Genomic DNA, 26,976 nt, shown 5'->3' on the forward strand with positions numbered 1-26,976 from the left:
CCAGCGCGACGCAGCCGGAAACTCGTCTATCAGGCCGTTGAAAAACTACTGCGGTGGGCCATCTGCGGCGTTGCACGGTGCGCGCTGCCTCGCCTATCTATTTGATATGTCTCGGTCGCTGCGCGCCGTGCGCCTTGCATCTGGCCATCCTCGCGACGTTTTTCAACGGCCTGCTATTGGGCCGGCGGCACGAGGAATGACGTCAAAAATTGACAAACCGAGCGTTCATGAGTCCAATAGTGGGCTTTTTTCATTGCGCTTTGCAGCGGTGGAGCAAGGGCAGCCCAGTTGCCTGCCACGCATTGCTGGCGCAGCTGGCTGACACTCCGCCCGTTGCCCTGAGCGCTTCGCAGCCGTGGGCAGAGATGGTTGCGGATCTGGCCCCAGCGCAGAACCCTTGACAAGGTGAGATCATGAAACGTACTTATCAACCCTCGAAGACCCGCCGCCAGCGCACGCATGGCTTTTTGGTGCGCATGAAGACCCGTGGTGGCCGTGCAGTGATCAATGCACGCCGCGCCAAGGGCCGCAAGCGCCTGGCTGTCTAAAGCCCGCCTCTGAAGTCCTGTCGCGGTTGCGCGCGGCGCGGCTCGGTTGGTGCAGACCAGCTTGACCTGCTAAAGCGCTGCGCGCCCTGCGCCCAACAGCCTTGAAATTCGCCATGCTGCGGCAACCCGACGCGTTTGCCGCGTGTTTTGCTGCGCGCTCCGTGCAGCAGGCGGAATTCCGGTTGCATTTCCGTGCGGCACCCGAGGAATGGAACTCCCCGCAGATGGGGCAGCCGCAGTGCTGGCTGGGCCTGGTCATTCCCAAGAAATTTTGCAAGCCGGCAGTGCGGCGCAACCTGATCAAGCGGGTGATGCGCCAGGCGCTGCGCGAACTCGACCTGCCAGAAGGCACGGTGCTGCAGGCGCCGGTGTTGATGCTGCGTCTGACCCGCAAGCTACCAGCCGAGTTTCGCAGCGCGCGCTCTGCCGCGTTGCTGGCGTATGTGCGGCAGGCAGTGAACGCTTTACTTGCGTCCTGGGTCGAATGTACGGTTAACGTCTTGGCGCCGGGTCCGGCATGAAGCGCTTGTTGATCGTTCTTGTCCGTCTGTACCGGGTGCTGCTCAGCCCCTGGGTGGGCGGGCAGTGCCGTTTCTACCCCACCTGTTCTGCTTACGCCATCGAAGCGCTCGACCGGCACGGCGCCGCAGCCGGCAGCTACCTCGGGGCGGTGCGCATTCTGCGTTGTCATCCCTGGTGCGAGGGAGGGCACGATCCGGTACCGCAGCGCTTCACCTGGGCGCCGTGGCGACGGGCGCAATCAGAAGCAGCCGACCACCATCTCACTGCGCCGAACCCATTTGTGCAGACGGCGGTCACTGGGCCCATGCACAATAGCGCGTCTTTGCCGGAAGAGCCGGCTCAGGGTGCCACACTGGATGCCTGCGCGTCGGCGTCGCCACCTCGGCCTCCCATGTCCAAGCCCTGAGCCGCGCTCAGGCCGCTTCGCTACACGATCAACAACAGGATTTGCGTATGGATCTCCGTCGTTCGGTGCTCTGGGTGGTCTTCACCATGTCGATGATCTTTCTGTACAACGCCTGGCTGCGCTACAACGGCGAGACGGATTTGTTCGGCACACCCCCGGCGCATCCTGCACATGTGGCCAGCACACCGGCCAGCGCGGTGCCGCCGGCCGCCCCCGGCACTGCAGCGCTGCCTGGCACTGCGCCAACAGCAACACCGGCGGCTGCGGCAACGCCTGCAGCGCAGCTCTTCTCCATCCAGACCGATCTGATGGACCTGAAGATTTCCTCGCGCGGTGGCAATCTGGTGTACGCCAAGCTGCTCAAGTACGAGAGTCGCACCGAGCCGGGCAAGAACGTGGTGTTGTTCGATGACACGGCCAACAACAAATACATGGCGCAGTCCGGGCTGATCGGCGGGGATTTTCCCAACCACGAAACCGAAATGACCGTGCTTCCCGGTCCGCGCAGCATGGGAGATGCCAAGACCCTGCAGGTCAAGCTGGTGTCTCCCGATCTGGGCGGCGTTCGCCTGGAGCGCACCTACACCTTCACCCGTGGCAGTTATGTGGTGGATGTGCGAAACACCATCACCAATACCGGCACCGCCCCGGTGAGCCCGCAGATCTACATGCAGATCGTGCGCGACGGCAACACCCCACCGGGGGACGACTCGCACTTTTATCACACCTTTACCGGTCCGGCGTATTACGACAACACTGACAAGTTCCAGAAGTTCGAATTCAAGGATCTGAAGACCGATACGGTGCCGAAAAAGGCTGACAGCGGCTGGGTGGCGATGATCCAGCATTACTTCGTATCCGCCTGGATTCCGCAGCCATACGAAGGCCCGCGCGATCTGTACGCACGCAAGCTTGGCGACAATCTCTACGCGGTCGGCGTGATCCAGCCGCTGCCGAGCATCGCTGCGGGCAAGGCCATTACCACCGATGCCAAGCTGTTCGTCGGTCCCGAGCTGGAAAGCACGCTGGCTGCCCTTGCGCCCGGACTCGAGCTGGTGAAGGACTATGGTTGGGTGACCATTCTGGCCAAACCGATTTTCTGGCTGCTCGAGCTCATCCACCGCGTGGTGCAGAACTGGGGCTGGTCCATCATCGTGCTGACCCTGCTGATCAAACTGGCGTTTTTCCCGCTGACCGCGGCGAGCTACAGGAGCATGGCGCGGATGAAGGCAATCGGCCCGCGCATCAATGCGCTGCGCGAGGCCTACAAGGACGACCAGGCGAAGATGAACCAGGCCATGGTCGAGCTCTACCGCAAGGAAAAGATCAATCCCCTGGGCGGCTGCCTACCGATCGTGATCCAGATCCCGGTCTTCATCGCGCTGTACTGGGTGCTGCTGTCCAGCGTGGAATTACGCGGCGCGCCGTGGATTCTGTGGATCCACGACTTGTCGGCCAAGGATCCGTACTACATTTTGCCGGCCATCATGACCGCGACCTCTTTCCTGCAGGTCAAGCTCAATCCGACACCGCCAGACCCGATGCAGGCGCGGCTGATGTGGATCATGCCGGCGGCGTTCTCCATCATGTTCTTCTTCTTCCCGGCCGGACTGGTTCTGTATTGGCTGACCAACAACGCCACGTCGATTGCGCAGCAGTGGTTCATCAATAAAAAGATGGGCGTAGGCGTGCTGACCGATACCTCGGCCAAGCCGGCGCAATAAGGCCCGGCCGGATGCGGCGATGAACCCCTTGGCGCAGGACGCCGACCCGGTGGTCGCCATTGCCACGGCGCCGGGGCGCGGTGCCGTGGGGATCGTGCGGGTTTCGGGCAAGTCGCTGGCCGCGCTGGCCCGTGCAGTGACCGGGCGCGAACTCCGCCCGCGGCATGCCACCTACCTGCCGATTCCCGATGGGCGCGGCGGCATTCTCGATCAGGGGCTGGCGCTGTATTTCCCCGCGCCGCACTCGTCCACTGGGGAGGACGTGCTCGAACTGCAGATTCACGGCGGCCCGGTGGTGCTGCAGCTGCTTCTGGCCCGGTTGCTCGAACTGGGCCGCGACATACGGCTGCGCGTGGCGCAGCCCGGCGAATTCACCCGGCGTGCGTTTCTCAACGGCAAGCTCGATCTGGCGCAGGCCGAGAGCGTGGCTGATCTGATCGATGCCAGCACCGAAGCGGCGGCGCGCAGCGCAACGCGGGCATTGGCCGGCGCGCTGTCCGGTGCGGTGCATGGCTTGGCTGCGCAGCTGGTCGAGCTGCGCATGCTGGTCGAGGCCACGCTGGACTTTCCTGAAGAAGACATCGACTTTGTGCACCAGGCCCAGGTGCAGCAAAAGCTGCACGCCCTGCGGCAGTCGCTGGCCCAGGTGCAGGCCAAGACCCGTCAGGGCGCGCTGCTGCGCGAAGGGCTCAGCGTGGTGCTGGCCGGCCAGCCCAATGTGGGCAAGAGCTCGCTGCTCAACGCGCTGGCTGGGGCTGAGCTGGCCATCGTCACCCCAATTCCCGGCACCACGCGCGACAAGGTCAGCCAGACCATCCAGATCGAGGGCGTGCCGCTGCGCATCGTCGACACCGCGGGCTTGCGCCACAGCAGCGACGCGGTCGAGCGCATCGGCGTGGCGCGCAGCTGGGAGGCGATTTCCGCCGCGGACATGGTGCTGTTCCTGCACGACCTCACCCGGCTGCAGTCCCCGGACTACGGCCTGGCCGAGGCCGAGATCGCCCGCAGCTTGCCCGCTGGGGTGCGCGTGCTGCATGTGTTCAACAAGTGCGACAGTGTCGACCCGCAGCAGGTCACGCCGCAAGTGTCGCGCGTTTGGTCGCAGTGGGGGCTGGAGCCGGATACCGGGGTGTGGATTTCCGCCGCGCACGGCCACGGCCTGCAGGAGCTACGCAAGGAACTGCTGCACAGGGCCGGAGCGCAGCAGTGTGCCGAAGGCGTGTTCATCGCGCGACAGCGCCATGTGCAGGCGCTGGAACAGACGCGCAGTCATCTCGATCAGGCCGTTGAACTGCTCGCCCTCGACGCGGGCGCACCGCTGGATCTGGTTGCCGAGGAATTGCGCCTGGCGCATCAGGCGCTGATGACCATCACCGGGCAGTACACCCCGGATGACCTGCTCGGGGCGATTTTTTCCAGCTTCTGCATCGGCAAGTGAGGGCGCGCTCAGTTGCGCCGCAGCGCCAATGCCTGAGCGTTGAGAATGCCGCTGTAGTCTCCTGCGGCAAACTGGGTGATGGTGCGGAAGGCCTGCGCGAACATCGCCTCGTAGTGCTGCTGCTCGACAAAGCCGATGTGCGGGGTGCAGATGGCGTTTTCCAGCCGCAGCAGCGGATGGCCTTGCAGGATGGGCTCGGCCTCGAACACGTCCACCGCGGCCAGGCCCGGGCGGCCGCGGTTGAGCGCAGCGACCAGGGCATCGGGCGCGAGCAGCTCTGGCCGGGCGGTGTTGACCAGCAGCGCCGTGGGCTGCATCTGCGACAGATCGGCCAGGGTGATAAGACCGCGCGTGGTCTCGGTCAGGCGCAAGTGCAGGCTGAGCACGTCGCTGGTGGCAAACAGCTCCTCGCGCGAGGAGCAGGCGCGCAGCCCGTGTTCCACCGCCAGCGCGCGTGACTGTGCGCTGCCCCACACCTGCACCTGCATGTCGAACGCCTGCCCGTAGCGCGCCACCCTCTGGCCGATGCGGCCATAGCCCCAGATGCCCAGAGTCTTGCCGGCCAGGCGCTGTCCCAGGCCGAAGTTGGGCGGCATGGACTGTGATTTCAGCCCCGCCTGCTGCCAGGCGCCGTGCTTGAGGCTGGCGATGTATTGCGGCAGTCGGCGCATTGCGGCAAGCACCAGCGCCCAGGTGAGTTCGGCGGTCACCCCGGGGTCGGTCTGGCCCTCGGCCACCGCGATGCCCAGATCAGTGCAGGCCTGCACATCGACATGCGGGCCGATGCGTCCGGTCTGCACGACTAGCCGCAATTTGGGGCACTTTTCCAGCAGCTGGCGCGACAGCGTGGTGCGCTCGCGGATCAGGACCAGCGCCTGTGTGTCGCGCAGGCGCACGCTGAGCTGCCCGACGCCCTTGACGGTGTTGTTGAAAATCTTCAGATCGTGACCTTGCAGTTGCTGGGCGCAGTCGAGCTTGCGCACCGCATCCTGGTAGTCGTCGAGCACGGTGATTTGCATGGAAGTCGGTTCAGGCGGACGCAAAGCCGGTCAGTGTAGGCCCTCTCCCTGGTGCGCGAAATGCACGCGCCGCACGCGGGCTTGGTAGAGACCCGATCAGGATTTTCCCCATTTTGCTGCAGTGCAGCTTGCCTCGGCGCCGAATGGCGAATATAAGTTTTGCTTGATATGCACCGGTCTGCTGCCCGGTCACGTTGGAGTGCAGTGGGTCAGACGACATGGGGGCTGCAATGGATGTCAAAGGAAAATGGCTGTTGCCGACGAGTCCGGAAAAAACCTGGGAGGCGCTGAACAACCCCGAGGTGCTCAAGACCTGCATTCCGGGGTGTGAATCGATCACCGACACCGGCGGAGGGCATTTCGAGATCGTTCAGGTGCTATCGGTGGGCGGCTTCAAGACCCGTTTCAGCAGCACCCTGACGCTGGAAGATCCCAATCCGCCGCACAGCTATGTGCTGCGTTTCGAGGGCAATGCCGGCAGCGCCGGCTTCGGCCAGGGCCGGGCGCTGGTTGCGCTGCAGCCCACGCCCGACGGCGGCACGCAGATGAACTACCAGGCCACGGCCGAGATCGGCGGTGCGATCGGTCAGCTCGGCAAGGGGACGGTCGACAGCGCGGCACAAAACCTGACCGAAACCTTTTTCAAGCGCTTCGATCAGGTGATGCGCGGACAACTCCCGGTTGACGACGGCGCCGGTGTGCTCGACCGGGTGTGGAATCTGCTTCCGCCCTGGGCCTGGGCGGTGTCTACGCTGGTGCTGGTGTTCATCGTCTACTGGGGCCTGCACGGCACCTGGTAGACGGCGCGCGGCAGCTCAGCTCTCCTCCGCCGGGCACAGAGCGCGCACCACGTTGAGCACCTGCTGGCTTTTGATGTGGTAGTGGACGAAGCGCCCGCGGCGGGTGGCTTCGACAATGTTTTCTGCGCGCAGCTTGGCCAGCTGTTGCGACAGCGCTGCCTGGCGCATGCCGACTTCGTGTTCGAGCTCGCGCACGCAGCGCTCGCCGTCCATCAGCAGGCACAGAATGGCCAAGCGCTCGCGATGCGCCAGCGCTTTGAGAATGCGCACCACGTCGCCTCCGGCCATGCTCTCGAGCCGGGCCAGCCGGGCCATCGATGTCACGGGGGCGCGGGCCGGCGTTGTCGAAGAGGGCAGTTCAACGATATTCATGGTTTGGAGTCTATGAATATCAAACCACAAGGTTTTGATTCAACACAATAAAAAAGGAACAACGCTGTGCGCGGTGCTGAACCGGGGTGGCGCTGCACTGCATGACATCGGCTGCACGGGTAAGCTGGCAGACTTTTGTCTTCTGTGCTGCTGCCATGTCTGCTGTCCATCGCGCTCCACCGTTGCGCCTTGCCGTGTTGTTCTGGGCGATTGCGGCAGTGGCGTACATGGTGGGATTTTTCCTGCGGGTCACCCCCGGCGTGCTCAATGCCGACCTGATGCGCGACTTTCGCCTGAACGCGACACAACTCGGCAATCTGGCGTCGTTCTATTTCTACTTCTACGCGGCATCGCAGATTCCTACCGGCATTGCCAACGACCGTTTCGGGCCGAAAGTGCTGATCGTGGTCGGGCAGACGGTCACCGGGCTGGGGGCTGTGCTGTTCGCGCTGGCCGGCAGCTTCGAGTCGGCGGCGGTGGCCCGGGCGCTGATCGGGCTGGGGCATGGCGTGGCCTGGGTGTCGCTGTTGGAGCTATCGGCGGCGTGGTTCGCGCCACGGGTGTTCGGCACCATCTCGGGGCTGTCGCTGGCGCTGGGTACGCTGGGCGCGGTACTGGCGCAGGCGCCGCTGTTGCTGCTGTCGCATCGCTTTGGCTGGCGCTGGGTGCTCGGCGCGGTTGGCCTGCTTTGCCTGGGGCTGTCGCTGCTGGCGCTGTGGCGCATTCGTAACCGGCCCGAAGATCTGGGGTTCGACGGCTATTTGCCCGTGCGTCGGGCGCAGACGCTGGCCGAGGTGGGCCGCGGCCTGGCGTCAGTCTGGCGCTATCGCAACACGGTGTTGTTGTTCGTCGCGCCGGGCGGGGTCTGCGGGGCGTTTCTTACCTTCACCACGCTGTGGGGCATGCCCTTTCTGGTGCAGCAGCGCCAGCTCCCTGCCGGGCAGGCATCCTGGACGATTGCCGCGATGCTGGTGGCGTTTTCCGCCGGCGGGGTGCTGTGGGGCCGGGTGTCCGACACCCTGCGGCGGCGCAAGCTGCCTTACGCGCTGGGAGGCATGCTGATGCTGACAGGGTTCGGCGTGCTGGTGGTCTGGCCACAGGCGCCCTGGCCGCTGCTGCTGGGCGCGCTGCTGCTGGCCTCGGTGGGGTCGGGCAGCATGGTCGTGGGGTTTGCCTGGGCCAAGGAGTCGGTGCCGCAGCAACTGGCGGGAACGGCCTCCGGGGTGCACAACACCGGGGTGATGCTGGGCACACTGGTGCAGCTCCCGCTACTGGGCTGGGTGTTGGACTTGCTGTGGGACGGGCGCAGCAGCGTCGGGGTTCGCCTGTACGGTGCGCGGGCGTTCGAGGCGGCCAACGGCGTGCTGCTGGCATGGATTGCGGTGTCGGTGCTGTGCGTGCTGCTGGCGCGCGAGACGCATGCCCAGTCGCTAAGGGACGCGGCGCGGTAAGGTGCCGCGGGGTGCGCGGTGACTCAGACGTTGTGAGACTTTTTGCTGCGCGGCCCGCTGGCCGCAAAGCGCGGCGCTCGGGTCTGGCCGATCTGGCTGGACCCTGCGCGCCGTGCGCATGGGCAGCAGGCCGCTTGCGACGACGACATCTTCACAACGTCTCAGTGTGCGTGCAGCGGTTGCCGCGACAGCGCGGAGTAGCGATCGAGGAAGTCGTCGATTTCCTCGCTGGTCGGCTCTTGCGCGATCAGCTGTTGCACACTGTCGCGAAAGCTCTCGGCCGCGCGACCGCCCAGAAAAATTTCCTTGCGGGCGAATTTGTCGACGATTTCATAGCCGCCACGCGAAAAGTCGGAGTGTGGGCCGCCTTGCCCCGACCGTGCATCCGACCAATCGAGCTGAAGGACACAGAAAGCGTCCGAGTCATAGATCATGGTTTGCATGGTGTACCTCCACTGGTTGAATCGGAGATGGGGGTCGTGAAAGCAAATATCAAGCCCGGCTGATCTGTCGGTTCATGGTACTTGCTCAACGGGCTGCGTGTTCACGGGGTTGACAGGGATACCGAGGTCGACGGGAGATTGCCGGATCGGTGCGGACGACTGCGGCGCCGTGGCGGTTTGCTGGGCCTGATCGAGGGTGAACAGCAGGTAGATCTCGGCGGACTGTTGCAGGCGGATCTGCACCGGCAGGTTCTGCAACTGCGGCGACAGCCAGATCTGCGCGCCGAGTTCGTTGGACTGGGTGGCCTGACGCACCACATGCCAGCATCGCAGCGGCCCCAGTGGCGTGTCCACCGTGTCCATGCCGGCGATGGTGAAGGTCCAGTCGGTCAGGCCACTGGGCCGGGCGACGGCAAAGGTGAGCGTCGCGCCGGGGCGGAAGTCGTCGGGGCGGGTGCTCAGGCGGTGCGCGAGTTGCAGAAACAGGCTGGCGCTGTCTTGCACATGCGGCGGCAGCGGCAACACATCGGCGGTGGCGCTGAAGTGTAGGGTGCCGCTGGCACGGTCGAAGCGGACGGATTTTTCGCGAGTGAACACCCGCTCGGTGTAGCGCTCGGGTGCGAGCCAGTCGCGGTCGATGCGGCCCGCGCTGCTGTAGGAAAAGCCGATCAGCGCACTGCCCGACAGGTCGGCTTCGTATCGGTTGCCATCGACCGTCCAGACCAGTGCACCGCTGCCGTGCAGCGCGCCGCGCCACTGGCCGGAGATGGTGTAGGTCAGTCTGGTGGACGGCGGCCAGGCTGGCGGCGGTTGTGCGCCAGGCGCGGATGCGGCGGGTGTGGGCGCCGAGACAGCGCGGTCCGGGGCGGACACGGCCGCAGCCGAGGCGGGGCTGGACGCAGGCGCGGGCGCGGCGCTGGCCCCAGATGCGGGGGCGGTGTCAGGAACGGTCGCGGCAGCAATCGCAACCGGATCTGCCGGCACAGGCTGCGGTGCGGTTGACGCTGGCGGCGGAGTCGGCGTGGGCCGGGGTGTCGGGGGGGCCAGCGGTGGCGTGGCCGCGCGCGGGGGCTGGGGGGGCGGTGTCGGGCGGAGGATTTGTGTGTAGATCGGCTCGGGCAGCCGCCCGGCGGCCAGCGGCTCGACCGCGTGGCCGAGCCAGCCGAGCACGGCCAGGTGCAGCGCAAGCACCAGCAGCGCAAGCCACACCACGGTCGGTCCGCCGCGCAGGCGCGACCGGCGCAGCAGGTTCACCTGCGCCAACCCTGAACGCCACTCTGCAGTGCCGGACCACCGGTGGCGCATGACAGGGAGAGTATGGACATGGGCGCTATTTTGCCGGGCCAGGCCGACCGCTGCCGCGATGCACCTTCCCGCGCGAGCGGGGCGCGGGTATGCTGCTTTGGCAGTACGACTGACGCGCAGGGAGATCGCAATGGCACAGCCCCCGGAGTTCAAGGACTTCATCCCCGGCATGGAGTATTTTCAGACCCTGCTCAAGGGCGCGGGCCTGCCGTCGCAGTTCGCCAGCTGGGTTGCGCCGACGCTGGACGTGCAGGAGATCGAGCAGCGCATCACCGATCTGAAAGCGGTCGCAGGCTGGCTGGAGACCAACGCCCGCATGACGCAGAACATGATCCAGGCCCTGGAGGTGCAGCGCATGACTCTGCAGGCGCTGCGGTCGATGAATGTGGACATGCAGGCCTTCGCCCAGGGCATGGTCGCCGAGCCGCCGCCCAGGGCGAGTGACGCGGCGCAGCCGGAGCAATCCGCAGCGCAGGGCAGCGCTGCACCGCCGGTTCAGCCGGCCGCAGCACCGCTGTTCGATCCGTTGCAATGGTGGAACAACGTGACCCAGCAGTTCACCGACCTGGCAAGCAAGGCGGCACAGGACAGCGGCGCACTGCAGGCCGGATTCACCGCACCAGGCGCCGCATCCAAGGCGGGCAATGACCCAACCAGCACGGCACCGCAGGCCAAGGCTGCCGCGCCCAAGAAGACGGCGCCGCGCCCGGGCCGTTCTGCCGCCAGGCGCGCTGCACCCAAATGAGCGCAGGTTACTCAGAGGTTGTGAATCTCTCTACTGCGCAGCCCGCTGGCCGTAAAGCGCGGCGCGCGGGTCGCGCCGATCTGGTTGATCTGTCTCGACCCTGCGCGCTGTGCGCATGGGCAGCAGGTCGCTCGCGACGACATCTTCAGAGCTTCTCAAACCCCGATCCAGCGCACCAGTTCCTGCGCCGGCATCACGCCCGACTGGCGCTTGACTTCCTGGCCGCCGCGGTAGAGCGCCAGGGTGGGAATGCTGCGGATGCGGCTGCGCACCGAGACCTGCGGATTGGCATCGGTGTCGACCTTGGCCAGCACCGCCCGGCCCTGCAGTAGCCGGGCGGCCTGCGCGAACTGCGGCGCCATCATCTTGCATGGCCCGCACCATTCGGCCCAGAAATCCACCACCACCGGCAGTTCGCTCTTGGCGATGAAGCGGTCGAATTGGGCGTCGGTCAGGGTGACCGGCTCGGGCGGCAGGATTTCCTTGCCGCAATGTCCGCAGACCGGGTTGTCGCGCAGGCGATCTTCGGGAACGCGGTTGAGGGTGGTGCAGTGGGGGCAGACGACGAGCATGATGACCTCTGGAAGCGGAAACTACCGGCAACATGCGGCAGCGCACGGGCTTTTCAAGTGCCCATGCGCCAGCAGGCGCTTTTGCCGCGCGCGGGTTTGCGGCTACATTGCCACCATTTCCTGCTCTGCCGCCTCGCCCATCATGCCGCGCATCGCCTATCTGCCGCCCCACCATGCCGAGCCAGCCGACCTGGTGGATACGATCCGCACGCGCCGTGGCGGCGAGTTGCTCAACCTCGACCGCATGCTGCTGCACAGTCCAGCGTTTGCGCGTGGCTGGAATAGTCTGTTCGGCGCGGTGCGCGGCGAGCTTGCGCTCGATCCGGTGCTGCGCGAGCTGGCGATCTGCACCGTGGCGCGGCTCAACGGCGCGGATTACGAGTTCATGCACCACGCCCAGCCGTTCATGGCCGCAGGTGGCAGCGCAGAGCAGCTGGCGCTGTTGCACGATGTGCCGGCCGCGGTGGACAACCGGCTGGCGTTTTCCGTGCAAGAACGCGCGGTGCTGGCGCTGACCTATGAGATGACCCGGCGCGTGCGGGTGAGCGAGGCGCATTTCGCCGCAATCCGTGCGCTGCTGCCGCCGCAGCAGGTGGTGGAGCTCGTCGGCGTGATTGCGGCGTACAACATGGTGTCGCGTTTTCTCGTGGCGCTCGATGTCGGGATCGAAGACCGGCTGGAGCCGGGCGCGGCGCCCTGAACCGGGCGCAGTGGTTTGCCCTGGCAGCGCCGCATGCCCGCGTGGCTGCGGTGGCCGGTTCAGGCGGTTCCTGCGCCAGCGCTGGCTGCGAGTTGCCGCAGACCATCGATGGCCCGCACTCCGTACCAGCTGACCCATTCGCCTGGAATGCAGCGCACCTCGGGGTGCAGGCCGCGCGCAGTGAGCAGCCGGCGTACTTCTTCGGCGTGCGCCGCGCCGAAGCGGTATGGCTCGCTGGACAGCAGCACACTGTCCACTGCGTCCAGCCAGTTGGCAGACCAGTCGAACACCGGGTAGCGGGCGCTCCCCGGTTGGTGCAGGCCGTCGCCGCCATACACCTCGGGCAGGGTGTGCCAGCCGACCGCGGCCAGACTCTGGCTGATGTAGGTGTCGCGCGCGACCGTCATCCACGGCTGGCGCCAGATCAGGTAGAGCACCCTGCGTGCGGCAAAGCGGCTGGCGCGCAAGCCTGCGAGCACGGCCTGCAGCTGCTGGCGCAACGCCGCGGCGCGCTGCGCGGTGCCAGGGACGCGGGCGAATGCGCTGCCCAGCAGATCGAACAGCGGCAGGTTGTCCTCGGGGGTCTGCGGATGCGTGACCAGGATGTGCGGCACGAAGCTGCGCAGCGCCTCCACGGTGTCGCGGGTGTTCTCGTCGATGTTGACGAGCGCGTGCGTGGGCGCAAGCGCCCGCAGCGCGCTCAGGCGCACGTCCTTGGTGCCGCCGACCTTTGGAATGTCGCGCACTGCGGCGCGCGGATGCACGCAGAACCCGGTGCGGGCGACGAGTTGCGCGCGCAGCCCAAGGGCGCACAGGGTTTCGGTCAGGCTGGGCACCAGGCTGGCGATGCGCGCCTCGGTTCCGGCCGGGACGAAGGTCTGGCCGAGGGTGTCGGTGACGTCGGCTTGCAGCATATCGGCGCGCGGCGGGTTCAGGCGGTTTCGCGCTGTGGGGCGCAGGCGTCGCCGCGCGCGAGCTGCCCCAGACTTTCGAAAATCAGCCGGCGCGGAGCGATGCGCCAGCCGAGCTGCTGCTCGATCGCGATCACCGCGCGCATGGCCAGCAGCGAGTGCCCGCCGAGGTCGAAAAAGTTGTCGGTCAGCAAGACCCGCTCGACGCCGAGCAGCTCGCACCAGATCGCGGCGATGCGGCGCTCGGCGTTGGTGGCGGGCAGACTCGCGTGCGGGGCCTCGGCGGGCGCGCTGCCCAGTTGCGGTAGCGGCAGTGCAGCGCGATCGAGCTTGCCGTTGGGCAGCAGCGGCAAGGCACCCAGCAGCACGATGTGCTGCGGCACCATGTAGTCTGGCAGCTGCGCGCGCAGCGCCCGGCGCAGCGCGGCGGGGTCGGGCTGGGGTGCACCGGGTGAGGGCACGACGTAGGCGACCAGTCGCAGGTCGTCTGCCGACGGGGCATGGGGACTGACCACGCACGCGGAAACTGACGGGTGCGCGCGAAGCGCCGCCTCGATCTCGCCCAGCTCGATGCGAAAGCCTCTGAGCTTGACCTGATGGTCGAGGCGGCCGAGGTGTTCGAGCTGGCCATCAAACCGCCAGCGGCCGAGGTCGCCGGTCTTGTACAGCCGCGCACCGGCATGGGTGGAGAACGGATCGGGCACGAAGCGCTCGGCGCTGAGGTCTGGGCGCTGGAAATAGCCCAGGGCCACACCGTCGCCGCCAATGTGGATTTCGCCGGGCGCGCCGATCGCGCAGGGCTGACCCTGCGGGTCGAGCACCCAGACCTGGGTGTTGGCGATCGGCCGACCGATGGCAATGGGCCGCTGCGTTTGCACCCGCCAGCAGGTGGACCAGACCGTGGTTTCGGTCGGGCCGTAGAGGTTCCACACCTCGGCGCAGGCGGGCAGCAGCCGCGCCGCCAGATCGGCGGGAAGCGCCTCGCCGCCGACAAAGGCGCGCAGCCGCAGGCTGCCCGACCAGCCGGATTCAAGCAGCATGCGCCAGGTCGAGGGTGTGGCCTGCAGCACGGTGGCGCCGCTGCGCTGCAGAGCATCGCGCAGGGCGTAGGGATCGCGCGCCTGTGCATGATCGGCGAGATGGATGCGCGCACCCACGGCCAGTGGCAGCAGCAGTTCGAGCACCGCGATGTCGAACGACAGGGTGGTGACCGCCAGCAGCACATCGTCCACCTGCAGCCCCGGAGTGTGCGCCATGCCGTGCAGAAAGTTGACCACGGCACGGTGCGGTACCAGCACGCCTTTGGGCTGCCCGGTGGAGCCGGAGGTGTAGATCAGGTAGGCTGGGTCGTCTGGCTGCGCGGCGTGCTCCGACGGCAGCGCGGCCTCGCTTTGCAGCGGGGCGAGCGCGGGACTGTCGAGCGCGAACTGCGGCAAGCCGGTGCCGGCCAGCAGCGGCAGTAGCGCGGTCTGGGTGAGGATGGCGCGCGGCTGCGCGTCTGCCACCATGTACCGCAGGCGCTCGGGGGGAAAGGAGGGGTCGAGAGGCACATAGGCGGCGCCGTTGTGCAGCACGCCCAGCAGCGCGGCGACCAGATCGGCCTGCCGCTCGAGGCACACGCCCACGCGGTCGCCGCAGCCGATGCCCTGCTGCCGCAACAGGTGGGCGATGGCCAGCGCCCGCGCGTGTAGCTCGGCGTAGCGCAAGGTGCGGCCTTGCGCGTCGGTCAGGGCGATGCGGTCGCGCTTGGCCGCGGCATCCAACTGCAGATACTGCGGCAGATTGCACTGTGTGGGGTAGGCGGTGGCGGTGGCGTTCCACTGTGCCAGCAGCGCGTGCTGCGCCGGGGTGAGCAGCGGGTGCGCGCCCACCGGGCGCTCGGGGTGCGCGAGCAACTGCGCGGTGAGCTGCAGATAGCTCTCGAGCAGGCGCTGCGCGGTGGCGTCGCTGAACAGCTCGGCGGCGACTTCGAGCTGGACATGGTGGCTGAATTCGGTGTCCACATGCAGCGACAGGTCGAACTGCGCCGCAACCCGCGGGAAATCGAACGCTTCGTAGCGAAACGGCACGCTGGCGCGCTGGCCGAGCGGGGCGTTGAGTACATTGAACAGCACCCGCACCAGGCCCTGCGGATGGTCGGCGCGCAGCGCGGCGAGGCGCTCGACCAGTTCGTCGAACGGCGCGTCCTGGTGGGCGTAGGCGGCCAGCGCAGTGTCGCGCACCTGTTGCACCAGCGTGTCGAAGCTGACGTTGATGTCGACCGTGTTGCGCATGACCAGGGTGTTGACCAAGGTGCCGACCAGCTGCTCGGTGGCGGCATGGTGGCGGTTGGCGATCGGCGTGCCCAGGGCGATGTCCGTGCTGCGGCACAGGCGGGCGAGCAGCACATTGAAGCTGGCCAGCAGCAGCATGAACGGTGTGACACCCAGCCGCGCGCTGTGCGTGCGCAGCGCCTGCTGCAGCGCGGGCGGCAGCGGGGCGACCACGGTCTTGCCTGCAAAGCTGGGCTGTGCTGGGCGCGGAAAATCGGTGGGCAGCGGCAAATCGGTCAAGCCCTGCAGGCGTTGCATCCAGTAAGCCAGATGCACTTCACGCGCGGCGGTGGCGGATGCGCTGCGCTGCCAGGCGGCGTAGTCGGCGTACTGGATAGGCAGCGGCGGCAGGTCTGCATAGCGGCCCTGCAGCAGGGCGGAGTAAGTCTGCAGCGCGTCGCGCGACAGCACGGCCAGCGCCCAGTTGTCGGCAATGGTGTGGTGCAGCACCCACAGCAGCACATGGTCGTCCTCGCCCAGGTGCATCAGCGCCACGCGGTACAGCGGCGCGGTGGACAGGTCGAACGGCCGGGCGGTGAACGCGGTGGCCGCCTGCCGCGCAGCGGCCTCTCGGGCGTCTGCGGTGGGCAGGTGGCGCAGGTCGATGTACTCCAGCGCCACAGCCACCTGCGGCAGGACGATCTGCACCGGCTCCTGCCGATGCAGCGCGAACTGGGTACGTAGCGCCTCGTGGCGCGCGATCAGCAGGGCGAGCGCACGCTCGAGCAGCGCAATGTCCAGCGGGCCGCGCAACCGCAGCGGAGCGGTGACGTTGTATGCCACCGACTCGGGATGGAAGTGCTGGATCACCCACATGCGGCGCTGCGACAGCGAGGCCGGCAGCGGGCCGTCGCGCGGCACGGGGGCAATCGCTGCCTCGGCTGCGGTGCCTTGCTGCTGGCGGTCGAGGTGCGCGGCCAGGTCGGCGATGCTCAGGTGGGTGAACAGGTCGGCCAGCGGCAGTTCCACACCGAAGCGCTCCCGGATGCGCGAGCGCACCTGGGTGAGGGTGAGCGAGTGGCCGCCGAGGTCGAAGAAATGGTCGTCGATGCCGAAGGCGTCGAGCTGCAGCACCTCGTGCCAGATCTTCCACAGCGTCTGCTCGGTGGGGTTGCGTGGCATGCGTCGCAGCGAGCTGGGCGCGGCGGACGCGACCAGCGGCGCAGGCAGGTTGCGCCTATCGATCTTGCCGCTGGCGGTCAGTGGCATCGCAGGCAGCACCTGCCATGCGGCGGGAATCATGTAATGCGGCAGGCTGGCCTTGAGCGCGCGCTGCAGCGCGCTGACCGGGGTGTGCGCGTACCCGGCGCGCAGCACCACATAGGCGGCGAGTTGCACATCGTCCGCGCGGGCTGTCCAGGCCACGACCGCCGCCTGCGCGACCGCCGGGTGGCTGGCCAGCTGGCGCTCGATTTCGCCGGGTTCGATGCGAAAGCCGCGGATCTTGATCTGCGCGTCGTTGCGCCCGGTGATGTGCAGCAGACCGTCGGCCGACCAGTAGCCCATATCGCCGGAGCGGAACATGCGCTCGCCAGGCTGGAAGGGATCGGGGAGGAAACGCTCGGCAGTCAACTCGGGTTGGCCGAGGTAGCCGTGCGCCACCCCGGCGCCGGCGATGCAGACCTCGCCGATCACATCGAACGGCACCGGACGCAACTGCGCGTCGAGCACATGGATGCGGGTGTTGTCGATCGGCTGGCCGACCGGCAGGCTGCCGTGGGTCTGGGTGATCGGGCTGTCGATGGTGTAAAGACTGCTGTCCTCGGTGGTTTCGCTCGGGCCGTAGAAATTGAGCAGCCGCGCCTGCGGCAGCAGGGCCTGAAAGCGCGCGGCCAGCGCGGCCTCCAGCGGCTCGCCGCCGAACTGCACACAGCGCAGGCTGGTGCAGGCGGAAAGCAGCGGATCGTCCACCAGCGCCCTGGCGGTGGACGGCGCCAGCGTCAGGTGGGTGATCCCCTTGGCGATGACGGTCTGCAGCAGCGCCGGCAGGTTGCGCTGCAGCCCCGGCGGAGCCAGATGCACTGCGGCACCGCACAACAGCGGAACGAAAAATTCGGACACCGAGGCGTCGAAACTCAGCGCGGTTTTCTGCAGCAGCCGGTCGTTTGGGCCAAAGTCCACTGCACGCAGATTCCACAGCGCATGGTTGGACAGCGCGCGGTGCGGGATCATCACGCCCTTGGGCTGGCCGGTCGAGCCGGAAGTGAAGATGACCAGCGCCAGATCGTCGCCGCGACAGTCGATCGCAGGCGGCGCAACCGGCGTGCCGGGTTGCAGCTCGGCGTCGAGCAGATGCAGCGCTGCGGCAGGGTCGGCGGCCTGATGCAGCACGGCATGCAGCGCCGGCTGGGTGAGCACGACCCGCGCCTGCGTCTGCTGCAGGATGCGGCGCAGGCGCTCGGCGGGCAAGTCGGGGTCGAGCGGCACATAGGCGCCACCGGCCTTGAGCACGGCCAGGAGGGCTGCGACCAGCTCGAGGCGGCGTTCCATCATCACCGGTACGCAGACACCCCGCTTGACGCCGAGGCCGCGCAGGGTGTGCGCCAGACGGTTGGCCGCCTGGTCCAGCGCGGCATAGCTGAGCCGGTGCGGGCCGAAGCGCACGGCGCAGGCCTGCGGGGTGCGTTGCGCCTGCTCGGCCACCAGCGCGTGCAGGCATTGCGGCCCGGCGTGCCGCCGCGGCGCGGGTTGCAATGCACGCAGCGCGGCGCGTTCGGTCGGGGACAGCAGGTCGAGGTCGCGCAGGCAGGACTGAGGTTGGTCGATCAGCGCGTCAAGCAGCTGGTCCAGCCGTGCCGACAAAAACGCGGTGTGCCGCAGCGCGGGCGAGGCGCGCGGGTCGATCACCAGGTCGATCGGCAGCTGGGTGTCGCTGTCGTCATACTGGCGCACATACGCGGCCAGCGGTGCAAACCCGGGGTGGCCGCTGAACGGCGCAAAGCGCAGCCGCGCGGTGCCGAAGGTGGCCTGCGGGTCGAAGTGCTCGAACGACACCACCAGATCGAAATGCATCCCGGCGATGCCTTGCCGGGGCGGCTGGCGGGTGAGCAGGGCGTCGAGCGCAACATGCTGATGACGCAGCACCTGCCGGGTCTGCTCGCCTAGCGTGCGCATGAGCTGAGGCAGCGCAGCGTCGGCTTCGGCGTGCAGTCGCAGTGGCAGGGTGTTGACGAACAGGCCGACGGTCTGTTTGTCGATCGCATCGCGGCGGTTGTGCAGCGGCAGGCCGATGACGATGTCGGACTGCCCCGCAACCCTGGACAGATAGCAGGCCAGAAAAAACATGACCGCCTGCGCAGGCGACAGGCCGTGCGCGGCGGCGTGGTCGATGTAGCGTTGCCAGCGCGCGGTGTCCACGCTCCAACGATGCTCGATGGGCGTGGGCAGGGCGTGCGGCCCCGCGGCAGGGGCAACCGCCGTGGCCGGGTCGATGTCGGCCAGGCGCGCGGCCCAGAACGCCAGGCTGCGCGCGTGGCGAGGGGATTGCGCCTCGGTTTGCAGGCGCTCGACGAAAGCGGCGTAGCTCGGGCCCGGTGGCAGCGGGGCGGCGTCGGCACAGAGCAGCGCGTTATAGCGGTGCAGGATGCGCTGGCCGACCAGCATCACGCCATAGCCGTCGAGCAGCACGTGGTTGAAACACAGCAGCCATTCATACCGCGCGGGACCGGTACGATACAGCGCGAAGTGCCAGAGCACAGGGCCTGCGGGATCGATGCCCTGGATCTTGCGCACCGCGATCTCGCGTGCGGCCTGCTGCGCGGCGGCGCGGCTCGACCCGGCCTGGGTCAGACAGTCGGTGTACGGCAGGGTCCAGTCCAGCCGGGGGGCGACCTGCCATTGCGGGCCGTCCGGCGTGGCCACCACCCGCGCGCGCAGCATGGGCTCGGCGGCGATCACATCTTGCATGGCCCGCTGCAGCAGCGGCAGGTCCAGTTCGCCGTCGATCGATACGGTCAGGCCGATGGTGTAGATGGCGCTGCCGAACAACTCCTGCCGCAACAGGATGTGCTGCTGCGCTGGCGCAAGCCCGAACCGTTCGGTCTGCGACGGCGCGGCAGCGGTGTGGCCCACGGTGGGGCAGGTCAGGCTGTAGGGCATGGCGCGGGGAAAGGCGGCACGGTCGGTGAAGTTTTATCCGGGATGGAGCGAAAAAGACCCACTTTGGCACGCACTGCCGCCAATTTTTGGCGATTCGTGAAAGATTGCACGGTGTCCCGCCGTTGGTGGGTGGCGTGCGGTGCAAACCTGAGAATACGATGCAACACGGGGAATGCGGCAAGGCCGTGTTCACGTGGTGTTCGCACAGCGACAGGGCGGTTCCATGGCAAGGCATCCAGTGCCGGCTGATCCAGATTTGCAGTGGCGCATCGGTGCCGACGGGCTGTTCGTCGATCCGGCGCACGAGGAGGCGTTCATCCGCGCAGAATGGGGCAGCCTGGGGCCGCGGGTGCGGCAGATCGGGCTGTACGGTGCCCTGGCGTTTCTGTCTGCCACGTTTACCGATCTGGCGGTGCTGGGGCCGACATGGGTGTACTGGAGCCTGTTGCTGGCCCGGTTTGTCGTGTTGGGCTGGGGCATCACGCTGGCGCGTGCGGGTCAGAGGCCACAGGTTCAGGAAGTGCGCCGGGTGGCGACCTCGCTGCTCGGTTTCGAGGTCAGCATCCTGGCGCTGTTTCTGCTGGTGGTGCTGGCCTATGGCGGCAACGCCGACTATCACTCGATCACCGCGCTGGCGTTGATTTTCGCGGCGTACGCCTATGTACCGGTGCTGCGACGCGAGGCGATGTGGATCGGCGGTGTGTTCACCGCGCTGTTCGCGCTGGTGGTGTGGACCTCGCTGCACTTCGATGTCAAGTATGTCAGCATCGCCGTGACGCTGTTTGGCTTTGCCAATCTGGCCGGTTGGCAGATCGCGGTGTCGCTGAGCCGCAGCATGCGTCTAGCCTGGCTCGACCGGCGACGGCTGCAGGTCGAGGCGCAGGCTGCGCAGCAGGCGCGCCGCCAGGCCGAGCAGAGCGAGCAAAACCTCGGCCATTTGTTCGACGCCACGCCGATACCGCTGGTGCTGGCTCGGCTGTCCGACGGGTGGGTGCTGCGCTACAACGCGGTGGCAAAGGCGCTGTTCGATCCGCTCGATTGCCTCGCGGCTGACACATTCACGACCGAGTTCTATGTCGACCCGGAGCTGCGGGAGCTGCTGCTGGCGCGACTGCGGGCCGAAGGCGCGGTGCAGCAGATGGAAGTGCGGCTCAAGACCACCGACGGGCGGCCGTTCGACGCGCTGGTGTCCGCGCAGCAGGTGCGCTTTGGCGGAGACGACTGCGTGATCACCGGCATGGTCGAAATCTCGGCGCAAAAGCATCTGGAACATCAATTGCGCGCGCTGGCCTACACCGATCCGCTCACCGGGGTGCAGAATCGGCGCGGGTTTTTTGCCGCGGTCGAGCAGGCGCTGCAGGCGGTGCCTCCGGGTGCGTCCGGCCCCTGTGTGGTGCTGCTCGATCTGGACCACTTCAAGCAGATCAACGACCGCTACGGCCACCCGGTTGGTGACGAGGTGCTGGTCGAGTTTGCGCAGGTCGTGCTCTCGCAGCTGCGCGACGGCGACGTGCTCGCCCGCCTGGGAGGCGAGGAGTTCTGCATTTTGTTGTCGCATGCCCGCGCCGACCAGGCGCTGGACATTGCCGAGCGGGTGCGCGAGTTCGTGGCGCAGCATCCGTTTCACACCTCAGCCGGGGTGATCCGGCTCAGTCTGAGCCTGGGGATCGCGGGGTGCGGTGCCCAGGTGCACAGCATCGATGCGGTGCTGGCGATGGCCGATCAGGCCATGTATCGCGCTAAAGAGAGCGGACGCAATCGCAGCGTGATGTTCTGCGCCTGAACCCGAGCGGGGCGGGTTGCGCCCGGGCGCCGCTGACAAGCAAGTCCACACAGTCCCCGCGCCATTTTGCAAATAGGAATAGTTCGCAATAATATGCGTGGCGTTGCCGCTGGGGTTAGCGGGCGCACATGCAGCGTCCAGCCTCAGCGCGCATCCCCCGCCACAGCGTGGCGTTGATGCTCGATGGAGGAAACATGGGATATGAAGAACTGGGGCTCAGTCTGCTGACTGTGCTGGTGATGACCTGGGTCGTGATGGAGTGGCCAAAATGAGCGCGACCCCGAGCAGGATGCCGTCGGACACGGCAGCGCCCACAGCGGCGCGCACCGGGCTGACGCTGCATTCACGCGAATTGTTTCGGCAGGGCGCAGTCGTGCAGATCCGCCACCGAGGTCAGACCTATCTGCTGCGCCTGACGCGGCAGGACAAGTTGATCCTGACCAAATGACCCGGCGCAAGCCGGGCGCATCTGCCGCAGCTTTGCTCGCCAGCCGTGTACGGCCCAGTCCTCCCGTGCACCCGCCAGCCATGCGTTTTTCGATGAACCAGACTGAACAGAACAGCCCACAGGCGCTCGAGCCGCTCCTGGCGGGCACCCTTGCACTCATGACCTTTTATGCCGACAGGCCCAACATGGCGGCGGTGCAGAGTATCGGCCGAAACCTTCAGGCGCTGCAGCAACATCCTCAGCTCAGCGTGGAAATGTGCGTGCTGTGCCAGCGGCTCGCGACCTATTGGCTGACCCTGGGTTGCGAGATTGCGCGAAAGGATGCCCACAGCGCATGCCGGTTCGCCATGACGTCTGCGACGACGCAATAGCGATATGACATTACTGTGGCTGTTGTCCGCCGCGCAGCAGCCCGAGTAGGCCGTCGAGTTCGTCCAGCGAGGAAAAGGCGATGACGATTTCGCCGCGGTGCACGCCGTGGCGGCTGGATTTGCTGCGGATTTCGACCGGCGCGGCAAAGCGTTCGGACAGTTCTTCTTCCAGCCGCTGCCAGTCGCGGCTCTTGGCCGGCTTGTTCGTTTTGGGGATGCGCGCGGCGCCGTGTTCCTGTTGGATGCGGCCGACCAGACGTTCGGCTTCGCGCACGCTCAGTCGCTTGGCCAGGATGTGCTGCGCGGCCTGGACCTGCTGCGCCTTATCCAGCGCCAGCAGCGCGCGGGCGTGGCCCATGTCCAGGTCACCGGCCAGCAGCATGGTCTGCACCGCGTCGGCTAGTTGCAGCAGGCGCAGCAGATTGCTGGTCGCGGTGCGCGAGCGGCCGACCGCCTGCCCGGCCTGCTCGTGGGTGTAGCCGAACTCCTCGATCAGCCGAGCGATGCCGCGGGCCTCTTCCAGAGGGTTGAGGTCTTCACGCTGCAGGTTTTCGATCAGCGCCATCGCCAGGGTGGTGCGGTCGTCGACTTCCTTGACCAGTGCGGGCACGGTCTCGAGCCCGGCCAGGCGCGCGGCGCGGGTGCGGCGTTCACCGGCGATGATCTCGAATCGGCCGTCGGGAAGTTCGCGCACCAGCACCGGCTGCATCACGCCTTGTGCCTTGATGCTCTGTGCCAGCTCGTACAGCGCGCCTTCGTCCATCTGCCTGCGCGGTTGGTAGCGGCCGGGCACCAGATCGTCCAGGCGCAGTTCGCGCAACGCGGCGGCGTCGCGCTCGGTCAGATCCACCGACGGGCCGAGAAGCGAGTCGAGTCCGCGTCCGAGTCCTTTGGGTTTTTTGCTTGCCATGCGTTGGAAAGGGTGGCCCGGTCAGCCCGGGGAAGGGGAATGATTGTGCCTGTTGCGCTGAAAGGTCGCCCGCAGCAGCGCGCGGCCCTGCGGCCAGTCGCCCAGGCCGGAGTCGGCGTTGATGTGGCCGAGCGCGCCGATCAACGCGCAGTCCGCGCCCCACTGCTCGGCCATGCGCTGCGCGGCCTGCGGGCTGCAGTAGGGGTCGTCGGTGCTGGCCACCACCGTGGCGGCAAACGGCAGGGCGTGCGCGGGCAACGCGCGTTGCCACGGCAGCAGCGCGGGCGGCAGGTCGGGGCGGGTCAGATCGGGCGGGGCGACCAGCAGCGCGCCTGCTACGCGGGCAGTCTGTCGGCTGCTTGCGACCCAGGCCACGGCGAGATGGCACCCCAGGCTGTGCGCGACCAAGGCAACCGGGCCAGGCTGGGCCAGCACCACGTCTTCCAGCCGCGCCAGCCAGTCACCACGCCGCGGGGTGATCCAGTCGGACTGCTCGACCAGGAGGTCGCCATGCTGCTGCCAACGCCGCTGCCAGTGCCCCGCGCCGGAGCCCAGCCAGCCGGGCAGCAGCAGAATGCGCGGCGCAGCGGGTGGGGATTCGTGGCTCATGCTGCGACCGCCAGACGGCCGACCAGTTCCTGGGCAAACTCGGCAAATGCGCGGGCGCCACGGCTGGCCGGGTCGAACACCACGCCGGGCAGGCCATAGCTCGGTGCTTCGGCCAGGCGGACGTTGCGCGGGATCACGGTGCGGAACACCTTGTCGCCGAAATGGCCGGCGATCTGCTCGCTGACCTGCTGCTGCAGGGTGATGCGCGGATCGAACATCACGCGCAGCAGGCCGATGAGTCGCAGCTCGCGGTTGAGATTGGCGTGGACCTGCTTGATGGTGTTGACCAGGTCGGACAGACCTTCGAGCGCAAAGTATTCGCACTGCATCGGCACGATGACGCCATGCGCCGCGCACAGACCGTTGAGGGTGAGCAGACCGAGCGCTGGCGGGCTGTCGATCAGGATGAAGTCATAGTCCGAGGCGACCGAGGCCAGCGCCGACTTGAGGCGGCGTTCGCGCTGCGGCTGATCGACCAGTTCGACCTCTGCGCCGGCCAGCTCACGGTTGGCGCCGAGGACGTCGTACCCAGATTTTTCGCTGCGCTGGCGGGCCTGGGTCAGCGTGGACTGCTCAATCAGCACCTCGTAGACCGATGCGCCGAGGCGGAGCTTGTCGATGCCCGATCCCATCGTGGCATTGCCCTGCGGGTCCATGTCGACCAGCAGCACGCGTTGTCCAAGGCGCGACAAGGCGGCGGCCAGATTGACGCTGGTGGTGGTCTTGCCGACCCCGCCTTTTTGATTCGCGATGCAAAAAATCTGCGCCAAACGGGACTCCACAAATCCGGATGTTTCACGTGAAACCATGCCGGGCCGCACCCGACAGACGGTATTGTGCCGCAGACTACGCTGCGTTCGGCCGCAGCCAGACCAGACAGCGCGCCGCGTCCAGCCCGGGCACCTGCAGCGGCTCGACCTGCGCGGTGATGTCGGGCGGCAGTTGCGCGAGCTCTTCCGCGGGCACTTTGCCCTTCATTGCGCACCACTGCCCGCCCGCCGCGAGCAAATAGCGGCTGCTGTAGACCAGCAGCGGCAGTTCGCTAAACGCGCGGCTGATGATGCAGTCGAAGCCGGCGGCGTCGCGCAGGTTCTCGACCCGGGCGTGGTGTACCGTGACGTTGCGCAGCCCGAGGCTGCCGCACACCTGCTGCAGGAATGCGCATTTTTTCTGTACCGCATCGACCAGGTGGATCGCGACACCGGGCAGGCCGATCGCCAGCACGATGCCGGGCAGGCCGCCGCCCGAGCCCACATCGAGTATGCGTCGCGGCGCAGCGCGGGCAATGGCAGGCAGCGCCGCCAGGCAGTCCGCCAAATGCATGCGCGCCATGCCCTGTGGGTCGCGTACCGCGGTGAGGTTGTAGACCTGGTTCCAGCGCTGCAACAGCGCCGCATAGTCGAGGAGTTGCTGCAGCTGGTCGGGGGTGAAATCCAGGCCGAGCGCCGGCACCGTGTGCTGAAGAATGGCTGCGACCGCGTCCGCCCCGGGATGCTGCGGCTGCGATGCGCTCACGCTGCGGCGTCCTTTTCCTGCCGCAGCGCCTGTTTGAGCACGCCCTTGCGCAGGTGGATCAACAGCAGCGACACTGCAGCCGGGGTGACACCCGGCAGGCGCGAGGCCAGCCCGAGGGTGGCGGGTCTGGCCTGATTGAGCTTTTGTTGCACCTCGATCGACAGCCCTGTGACCTCGCGGTAGTTCAAATCGGTGGGCAGGCGCAGCGATTCGTATTGCGCGGCGCGCGCCACCTCCTCCTGCTGGCGGTCGATGTAGCCGGCGTACTTGATCTGGATTTCGACCTGCTCGCGCTCGGCATCGGCCAGCGGCGTGTCGGGGGCAAAGCCGGGATGCGGAAACTGGGTCAAGGTGTCGTAGCGCAGCTCTGGACGGCGCAGCAGATCGGCCAGGCTGTATTCGCGCTCGATCGCCTTGCCCAGCAGCGCCTGCGCCTGCTCGGGCGGCAGGGTCTGCGGCGTGACCCAGGTGCTGCGCAGGCGTTGGATTTCGCGCTCGATCGCCTCGCGCTTGCGGCAGAACGCATCCCAACGGGCGTCGCCGACTACACCGAGGCTGCGGCCGATTTCGGTCAGTCGAAGGTCGGCATTGTCTTCGCGCAGGCTCAGACGGTATTCGGCCCGGCTGGTGAACATGCGGTAAGGCTCGCTCACGCCTTTGGTGACCAGATCGTCGACCAGCACGCCGAGATAGGCCTGGTCGCGCCGCGGACACCAAGGCTCGCGGCCCTGCACCTGCAGCGCCGCGTTGATGCCGGCGAGCAGGCCCTGCGCCGCGGCTTCCTCGTAGCCGGTGGTGCCGTTGATCTGGCCGGCAAAGAACAGCCCGTCGATTGCCCGGGTTTCCAGCGAGGTCTTCAGCGCTGTGGGATCGAAATAATCGTATTCGATCGCATACCCCGGGCGCAGCAGGTGCGCATTTTCCAGCCCGGGAATCGAGTGCACCAGGTCGATCTGCACGTCGAACGGCAGGCTGGTGGATATGCCGTTGGGATAGAACTCGTTGGTCTGCAGCCCTTCGGGTTCGAGAAAGATCTGGTGCGACGGCTTGTCGGCAAAGCGGTGGATCTTGTCCTCGATGCTCGGGCAGTAGCGCGGGCCCACCCCCTGGATCACCCCGGTGAACATCGGGCTGCGATCAAGGCCGGCACGGATGATGTCGTGGGTGCGCTCGGTGGTGTGGGTGATCCAGCAGGCCACCTGTGTGGGATGCTGGTCGGGCGAGCCGAGAAAGCTGAACACCGGCATGGGATTGAAATCGCCCGGTTGTTCGGTGAGCTTGGAAAAGTCGATGGTGCGGCCGTCGATACGTGGCGGCGTGCCGGTCTTGAGCCGGCCCTGCGGCAGTTGCAGCGCCTTCAGTCGCGCAGACAGGCGTAGCGCCGGCGGATCGCCCGCGCGCCCGGCGGCGTAATGATCCAGCCCGATGTACACCTTGCCGTCGAGGAAGGTGCCGGCGGTCAGCACCACGGTGCGGGTGCGAAAGCGGATGCCGGTTTGCGTGACCACAGCGGTGACCCGCTCGCCACGGCCGGTGGATTCGACCAGCAGATCATCTGCCGCCTGCTGGAACAGCCAGAGATTGGGTTGGTTCTCCAGTCGCGCGCGGATCGCGCGCTTGTACAGCTGCCGGTCCGCCTGTGCGCGCGTGGCGCGCACGGCGGGGCCTTTGCTGCCGTTGAGAATGCGAAACTGGATGCCGGCCTCGTCGGTGGCCTCGGCCATGGCACCACCCAGCGCGTCGATTTCCTTGACCAGATGGCCTTTACCGATCCCGCCGATCGACGGGTTGCACGACATCTGGCCCAGAGTTTCGATATTGTGGGTCAGCAACAGCGTGGCGCAGCCCATGCGCGCTGCGGCCAGTGCCGCCTCGGTGCCGGCATGGCCGCCGCCGATGACGACGACATCAAACTTGCGGGGATAATCCACGAGCGTCTCCTGAATCAGCGCATTTTATGCGGGTTTACCCTGC

24 protein-coding genes and 1 pseudogene are annotated in these 26,976 nt (G+C 67.1%); 13 read left to right on the top strand and 12 right to left on the bottom strand.

Annotated features, from left to right (window positions below; all coding sequences use genetic code 11):
• The first annotated feature begins 413 nt into the window (after nt 1–413).
• The 5 genes and pseudogenes from rpmH to mnmE all read left to right on the top strand — a co-directional run bounded on the left by rpmH (nt 414) and on the right by mnmE (nt 4,638).
• Nucleotides 414–548: a 50S ribosomal protein L34 gene (gene rpmH / locus ACZ47F_RS04140; RefSeq protein WP_013107607.1), complete on the top strand. Its 135-nt coding sequence runs from the start codon at nt 414–416 to the stop codon at nt 546–548.
• A 113-nt stretch (nt 549–661) separates the two neighbouring features.
• Nucleotides 662–1,069, top strand: coding sequence for a ribonuclease P protein component (locus ACZ47F_RS04145; protein ID WP_464926033.1), 408 nt, complete (start codon nt 662–664; stop codon nt 1,067–1,069).
• A pseudogene (gene yidD, locus ACZ47F_RS04150) lies at nt 1,066–1,278 on the top strand (membrane protein insertion efficiency factor YidD); the annotation flags it as partial. The gene ACZ47F_RS04145 and the pseudogene yidD, both read left to right, overlap by 4 nt.
• A 245-nt stretch (nt 1,279–1,523) precedes the next feature.
• Nucleotides 1,524–3,200, top strand: a complete 1,677-nt coding sequence (yidC, locus tag ACZ47F_RS04155; protein ID WP_464926034.1) for a membrane protein insertase YidC — start codon at nt 1,524–1,526, stop codon at nt 3,198–3,200.
• A gap of 19 nt (nt 3,201–3,219) precedes the next feature.
• Nucleotides 3,220–4,638 (top strand): tRNA uridine-5-carboxymethylaminomethyl(34) synthesis GTPase MnmE, encoded by a 1,419-nt coding sequence (gene mnmE / locus ACZ47F_RS04160; protein WP_464926035.1) that lies wholly within the window; start codon nt 3,220–3,222, stop codon nt 4,636–4,638.
• Between the two features lie 8 nt (nt 4,639–4,646).
• On the opposite strand, the gene ACZ47F_RS04165 is transcribed toward mnmE, so the two are convergent.
• Nucleotides 4,647–5,657: a D-2-hydroxyacid dehydrogenase family protein gene (locus ACZ47F_RS04165; RefSeq protein ID WP_464926036.1), complete on the bottom strand. Its 1,011-nt coding sequence runs from the start codon at nt 5,655–5,657 to the stop codon at nt 4,647–4,649.
• Nucleotides 5,658–5,887: 230 nt separating this feature from the next.
• On the opposite strand from ACZ47F_RS04165, the gene ACZ47F_RS04170 reads away from it, so the two are divergent.
• The gene (locus ACZ47F_RS04170) at nt 5,888–6,457 is read left to right on the top strand and encodes a CoxG family protein (protein ID WP_464926037.1); all 570 of its coding nucleotides are present in this window, start codon (nt 5,888–5,890) and stop codon (nt 6,455–6,457) included.
• Between the two features lie 15 nt (nt 6,458–6,472).
• Here ACZ47F_RS04170 and ACZ47F_RS04175 read toward each other — a convergent pair whose 3' ends face one another.
• A complete protein-coding gene (locus ACZ47F_RS04175) occupies nt 6,473–6,829 on the bottom strand; it encodes an ArsR/SmtB family transcription factor (protein WP_464926038.1) in 357 nt (118 codons plus the stop codon).
• Nucleotides 6,830–6,984: 155 nt separating this feature from the next.
• Between ACZ47F_RS04175 and ACZ47F_RS04180 the strand changes: the two genes are divergently transcribed.
• Complete coding sequence (locus ACZ47F_RS04180) at nt 6,985–8,280, top strand: MFS transporter (RefSeq protein ID WP_464926039.1); 1,296 nt, start codon at nt 6,985–6,987, stop codon at nt 8,278–8,280.
• A gap of 161 nt (nt 8,281–8,441) precedes the next feature.
• Here the strand turns inward: ACZ47F_RS04180 and ACZ47F_RS04185 are convergent, their stop codons facing one another.
• The gene (locus tag ACZ47F_RS04185; protein WP_464926040.1) at nt 8,442–8,723 is read right to left on the bottom strand and encodes a BTH_I0359 family protein; all 282 of its coding nucleotides are present in this window, start codon (nt 8,721–8,723) and stop codon (nt 8,442–8,444) included.
• Nucleotides 8,724–8,795: 72 nt separating this feature from the next.
• Nucleotides 8,796–10,028 (bottom strand): DUF3108 domain-containing protein, encoded by a 1,233-nt coding sequence (locus ACZ47F_RS04190; protein ID WP_464926041.1) that lies wholly within the window; start codon nt 10,026–10,028, stop codon nt 8,796–8,798.
• A gap of 130 nt (nt 10,029–10,158) precedes the next feature.
• Between ACZ47F_RS04190 and ACZ47F_RS04195 the strand changes: the two genes are divergently transcribed.
• The gene (locus ACZ47F_RS04195; protein ID WP_464926042.1) at nt 10,159–10,773 is read left to right on the top strand and encodes a PhaM family polyhydroxyalkanoate granule multifunctional regulatory protein; all 615 of its coding nucleotides are present in this window, start codon (nt 10,159–10,161) and stop codon (nt 10,771–10,773) included.
• Between the two features lie 155 nt (nt 10,774–10,928).
• On the opposite strand, the gene trxC is transcribed toward ACZ47F_RS04195, so the two are convergent.
• A complete protein-coding gene (gene trxC / locus ACZ47F_RS04200; protein ID WP_464926043.1) occupies nt 10,929–11,345 on the bottom strand; it encodes a thioredoxin TrxC in 417 nt (138 codons plus the stop codon).
• Between the two features lie 142 nt (nt 11,346–11,487).
• On the opposite strand from trxC, the gene ACZ47F_RS04205 reads away from it, so the two are divergent.
• Nucleotides 11,488–12,045 carry a carboxymuconolactone decarboxylase family protein gene (locus ACZ47F_RS04205; protein ID WP_464926044.1) on the top strand — a complete coding sequence of 186 codons (558 nt, stop codon included), beginning with the start codon at nt 11,488–11,490 and terminating at the stop codon, nt 12,043–12,045.
• 59 nt (nt 12,046–12,104) lie between these two features.
• On the opposite strand, the gene ACZ47F_RS04210 is transcribed toward ACZ47F_RS04205, so the two are convergent.
• Nucleotides 12,105–12,959 (bottom strand): helical backbone metal receptor, encoded by an 855-nt coding sequence (locus ACZ47F_RS04210; RefSeq protein WP_464926045.1) that lies wholly within the window; start codon nt 12,957–12,959, stop codon nt 12,105–12,107.
• Between the two features lie 17 nt (nt 12,960–12,976).
• Entirely contained in the window at nt 12,977–19,366 is a 6,390-nt protein-coding gene (locus tag ACZ47F_RS04215; protein ID WP_464926046.1) for an amino acid adenylation domain-containing protein, read from the bottom strand.
• 223 nt (nt 19,367–19,589) lie between these two features.
• Between ACZ47F_RS04215 and ACZ47F_RS04220 the strand changes: the two genes are divergently transcribed.
• From ACZ47F_RS04220 to ACZ47F_RS04235, 4 genes are all read left to right on the top strand, one after another.
• Entirely contained in the window at nt 19,590–21,149 is a 1,560-nt protein-coding gene (locus ACZ47F_RS04220; protein ID WP_464926047.1) for a sensor domain-containing diguanylate cyclase, read from the top strand.
• 128 nt (nt 21,150–21,277) lie between these two features.
• Nucleotides 21,278–21,421 (top strand): hypothetical protein, encoded by a 144-nt coding sequence (locus ACZ47F_RS04225; RefSeq protein WP_464926048.1) that lies wholly within the window; start codon nt 21,278–21,280, stop codon nt 21,419–21,421.
• Entirely contained in the window at nt 21,418–21,597 is a 180-nt protein-coding gene (gene hemP, locus ACZ47F_RS04230; protein ID WP_464926049.1) for a hemin uptake protein HemP, read from the top strand. Before ACZ47F_RS04225 ends, hemP begins: the two co-directional genes overlap by 4 nt.
• A 92-nt stretch (nt 21,598–21,689) precedes the next feature.
• Nucleotides 21,690–21,968 (top strand): hypothetical protein, encoded by a 279-nt coding sequence (locus ACZ47F_RS04235; protein WP_464926050.1) that lies wholly within the window; start codon nt 21,690–21,692, stop codon nt 21,966–21,968.
• 10 nt (nt 21,969–21,978) lie between these two features.
• On the opposite strand, the gene ACZ47F_RS04240 is transcribed toward ACZ47F_RS04235, so the two are convergent.
• The 5 genes from ACZ47F_RS04240 to mnmG all read right to left on the bottom strand — a co-directional run bounded on the left by ACZ47F_RS04240 (nt 21,979) and on the right by mnmG (nt 26,933).
• Entirely contained in the window at nt 21,979–22,878 is a 900-nt protein-coding gene (locus ACZ47F_RS04240) for a ParB/RepB/Spo0J family partition protein (RefSeq protein WP_464926051.1), read from the bottom strand.
• A gap of 21 nt (nt 22,879–22,899) precedes the next feature.
• Nucleotides 22,900–23,487, bottom strand: coding sequence for an RBBP9/YdeN family alpha/beta hydrolase (locus tag ACZ47F_RS04245; protein ID WP_464926052.1), 588 nt, complete (start codon nt 23,485–23,487; stop codon nt 22,900–22,902).
• On the bottom strand, nt 23,484–24,257 hold the full coding sequence (locus ACZ47F_RS04250) for a ParA family protein (protein ID WP_464926053.1): 774 nt from the start codon (nt 24,255–24,257) through the stop codon (nt 23,484–23,486). Before ACZ47F_RS04250 ends, ACZ47F_RS04245 begins: the two co-directional genes overlap by 4 nt.
• 76 nt (nt 24,258–24,333) lie before the next feature.
• Nucleotides 24,334–25,002: a 16S rRNA (guanine(527)-N(7))-methyltransferase RsmG gene (rsmG, locus tag ACZ47F_RS04255; protein ID WP_464926054.1), complete on the bottom strand. Its 669-nt coding sequence runs from the start codon at nt 25,000–25,002 to the stop codon at nt 24,334–24,336.
• Complete coding sequence (gene mnmG, locus ACZ47F_RS04260; protein WP_464926055.1) at nt 24,999–26,933, bottom strand: tRNA uridine-5-carboxymethylaminomethyl(34) synthesis enzyme MnmG; 1,935 nt, start codon at nt 26,931–26,933, stop codon at nt 24,999–25,001. The genes rsmG and mnmG overlap by 4 nt, the downstream gene beginning before the upstream one ends.
• Nucleotides 26,934–26,976 lie beyond the last annotated feature (43 nt).

This window comes from Thiomonas islandica (genome assembly GCF_055383445.1).